2 protein-coding genes and 1 pseudogene are annotated in these 3,638 nt (G+C 62.0%); 2 read left to right on the forward strand and 1 reads right to left on the reverse strand.

Going from position 1 to position 3,638, the window contains the following annotated elements:
- Positions 1-55: 55 nt before the first annotated feature.
- Positions 56-1,543, reverse strand: a complete 1,488-nt coding sequence (locus HT737_RS08500) for a helicase HerA-like domain-containing protein (RefSeq protein ID WP_182402195.1) — start codon at positions 1,541-1,543, stop codon at positions 56-58.
- Positions 1,544-1,729: 186 nt separating this feature from the next.
- Between HT737_RS08500 and HT737_RS32670 the strand changes: the two are divergent.
- Positions 1,730-2,761, forward strand: a pseudogene (locus HT737_RS32670) (cache domain-containing protein); the annotation flags it as partial.
- Positions 2,762-2,854: 93 nt separating this feature from the next.
- Positions 2,855-3,619 (forward strand): methyl-accepting chemotaxis protein, encoded by a 765-nt coding sequence (locus HT737_RS32675; RefSeq protein WP_371260380.1) that lies wholly within the window; start codon positions 2,855-2,857, stop codon positions 3,617-3,619.
- Positions 3,620-3,638: the final 19 nt, after the last annotated feature.

The following is a 3,638-nucleotide window of genomic DNA, read 5'->3' on the forward strand; positions in this document are numbered from 1 at the left end:
CTACATTGAGAATGCGTTCCCCTGCAGGAGCTGCCGCAGGCTGCGATCTTTGCTTTTAGCGGCGTTTGCTGCCGCCGAGCAACGAGCCCATCAGCCCGCGCACCAGTTGTTTGCCCAGATTATTGGCCGCTTGGCGCATCGCTGACTTCAGCGCCTGCCCCGCCGCCGTGCCCAGAAACTCTCCGGCACGATCGGCCAGGCTCGGTTCTTCAGGCGCGGCCTTACCGGTCGGCATTTCTACCTCCGGCGCCAGATCCTTGCGGCCCATCAGGATTTCATACGCCGATTCACGATCGATCGGCTTGTCATAACGTCCCTTGAACGGCGACCCAGCGATCAGCATCGTGCGTTCGGTCTCGCTCAGCGGCCCGATCCGCGACTGCGGCGGCGCCACCAGCACCCGCTGGACCATTTCCGGCGTGCCCTTTTCCTGCAGCGTCCCGACCAGCGCTTCGCCGATGCCCAGCTCCGTCAATACCGACAACGTATCGAACGCCGGATTAGGCCGGAAGCCATCGGCCACCGCGCGCAGGGATTTCTGTTCCTTGGCGGTAAACGCGCGCAAACCGTGCTGGATGCGCAGGCCAAGCTGCGCCAGCACGTTATCCGGCAAATCCCCCGGCGACTGGGTGACGAAATACACGCCGACCCCTTTCGAGCGGATCAGCCGCACCACCTGTTCCAGACGTTCCTGCAACGCCTTTGGCGTATCGCCGAACAACAAATGCGCTTCATCGAAGAACAGCGCCAGCAGCGGTTTGTCGGCGTCGCCGCGCTCCGGCAACTGCTCGAACAGCTCGGCCAGCAACCACAGCAGGAACGTCGCGTAGACCTTCGGCGCCTCGTGTACCAGACGGCTGGCATCGAGCAAATGAATGCGCCCACGGCCGTCCGCCGCCGGTTGCAGAATGTCTTCGAGTTGCAATGCTGGCTCGCCGAACAAGGCTTCAGCGCCCTGCTGCTCCAGGGTCGCCAGCCGGCGCAACAGCGCCTGACTGGAACCGGTGGTCATCAGCGCGGCATCTTCGCCCAGCAACTGCGGGTTGTCCTTGAGGTGGTTGAGCAGCGCCTTGAGGTCTTTCAGGTCCAGCAACAACAGACCTTCGCGGTCCGCCACTTTGAAAGCCGCGTACAGCGCCGCCTGCTGACTGTCGGTCAGTTCCAGCAGGCTGCCGATCAGCAGCGGGCCCATTTCACTCAAGGTGGTGCGCAACGGATGACCGGATTCGCCGTGAATGTCCCACAGCGTCACCGGATAAGCCTGCGGCTTGTGGTCGAGCCAGGGCATCCCGGCGATGCGCTCGGCGACCTTGCCCTGCGGATTGCCGGCAGCGCCCAGGCCGCACAGGTCGCCCTTGATGTCGGCGGCGAACACCGCGACCCCGGCGTCGCTGAACGCTTCGGCGAGACGTTGCAAAGTCACGGTCTTGCCGGTCCCGGTCGCACCGGCGATCAGCCCGTGGCGGTTGGCCAGGCGCATGGCCTGAGCAATCGGTTGCCCCGCCAGATCGGCGCCGATAACGAGTTGCGATGTGTCAGGCATTTTGTCACCTATGGTTAATCTTTAATCCGCTGTGGCCGATAGCTAAGGGCGAGAACCTGACTGAAAAGTCGGTCGGACATTTCCCTAAGGAGAGCCGGAAATATCAGTTTTTTTCACCCTTGCCCATATTGCGCGTCTTTATAAAAGCACGCCCAGGACATTAAGACCTTAGCGGAACCCCAAGCCATGAACAAAAACCTGCGCTTCAGCCATAAAATTTTGCTTGCCGCCGCCCTCATCGTCATCGCCGCTTTCGCCTCGTTCACGCTGTACAACGACTGGCTGCAACGCAACGCGATCCGCGATGACCTGAACAATTATCTCAACGAGATGGGCGAAGTCACCGCCGATAACATCCAGACCTGGCTCAACGGACGCATTCTGCTGGTCGAGAACGCGGCCCAGAACATCGCCATCAACCCGGAACCGGCCAACGTCGCGAGCCTGCTGGAGCAGAAATCCCTGACCTCGACGTTCATGGCCACTTACCTGGGCGATGCCACCGGTCACTTCACCATCCGCCCGGACGTAAAGATGCCGGACGGCTTCGATCCACGGGTGCGCCCTTGGTATAAAGGTGCCGAGAGCAGCAGCGCCTCGACCCTGACCGAACCGTACATCGACGCCGCCACCGGCCAGTTGATCATCTCCATCGCCACCGCCTCGAAAAAAGCCGGTCAGAGCGTTGGCGTGGTCGGCGGCGACCTGAGCCTGCAAACCCTGGTCGACACCCTCACCGCCCGGGACTTCTCCGGCATGGGCTATGCGTTCCTGGTCAGCGCCGACGGCAAGATCCTCGTGCACCCGGACAAGGCGCTGGTGATGAAGTCACTGAAAGAAGCCTATCCGCAGGACACCCCGCGCATCAGCAGCGACTTCAGTGAAATCACGGTCGACGGCAAGACCCGCATCGTCAGCTTCACCCCGATCAAAGGCCTGCCGTCGGTGAACTGGTACATCGGTCTGTCGGTGGACAAGGACAAAGCCTTCTCGATGCTCAGCGAGTTCCGCACCTCGGCGGTGATTGCCACCGTGATTGCGGTGGTGATCATCATTGCGCTGCTGGGCATGCTGATTCGCCTGCTGATTCAGCCGCTGCACGTCATGACCCGCGCCATGGAAGACATCGCCGATGGCGAGGGCGACCTGACCAAGCGCCTGACTATCGTCAACAACGATGAGTTCGGCGTGCTGGGTACCGCATTCAACCGCTTCGTCGAGCGTATCCACGGCTCGATCCGCGAAGTGTCATCGGCCACCGGCCAGGTCAACGAGGTCGCGCTGCGCGTGGTCGCCGCGTCCAACTCGTCGATGTACAACTCCGACCAGCAAGCCTCGCGCACCAGCAGTGTCGCCGCCGCGATCAATCAACTGGGCGCTGCCGCCCAGGAAATCGCGCGCAATGCCGCACAAGCCTCGAACCAGGCCAGCGACGCCCGCGGCCTCGCCGAAGACGGCCAGCAAGTGGTGGATCGCAGTATCAAGGCGATGAATCAACTGTCGAGCATGCTCAGCGCCTCCAGCACCAACATCGAGTCGCTGAACAGCAAAACCGTGAACATCGGGCAGATTCTGGAAGTGATCACCAGCATCTCCCAGCAAACCAACCTGCTGGCGCTCAACGCCGCCATCGAAGCCGCGCGTGCCGGTGAGGCCGGACGTGGTTTTGCCGTGGTCGCCGACGAAGTGCGCAACCTCGCGCACCGCACCCAGGAATCGGCGCAGCAAGTGCAGACCATGATTGAAGAGCTGCAGGTCGGCGCCCGTGAATCGGTGAGCACCATGAGCGACAGCCAGCGCCACAGCCAGGACAGCGTGGAAATCGCCAACCTTGCCGGCGAACGCCTGAACAGCGTGACCCAGCGCATCGGCGAGATCGACGGGATGAACCAGTCGGTGGCCACCGCGACCGAAGAGCAGACAGCGGTGGTCGAGTCGATCAACGTCGACATCACCGAGATCAACACATTGAACCAGGAAGGCGTCGAAAACCTGCAGGCGACCTTGCGCGCCTGTTCGGATCTGGAGCAGCAGGCTTCGCGGCTGCAGCAGTTGGTCGGCAGTTTCCGCATCTAAGATCAAAAAGATCGCAGCC

Origin of the sequence: Pseudomonas sp. MD195_PC81_125 (assembly GCF_014060985.1) — a bacterium.
GTDB classification, from domain to species: Bacteria; Pseudomonadota; Gammaproteobacteria; order Pseudomonadales; family Pseudomonadaceae; genus Aquipseudomonas; species Aquipseudomonas parakoreensis.

Excerpts from the sequence above, each read along its gene's own strand:
- HT737_RS08500 (WP_182402195.1), bottom strand. The coding sequence starts at position 1,543 with ATGCCTGACACATCGCAACTCGTTATCGGCGCCGATCTGGCGGGGCAA.
- HT737_RS32675 (WP_371260380.1), top strand. The coding sequence starts at position 2,855 with ATGTACAACTCCGACCAGCAAGCCTCGCGCACCAGCAGTGTCGCCGCC.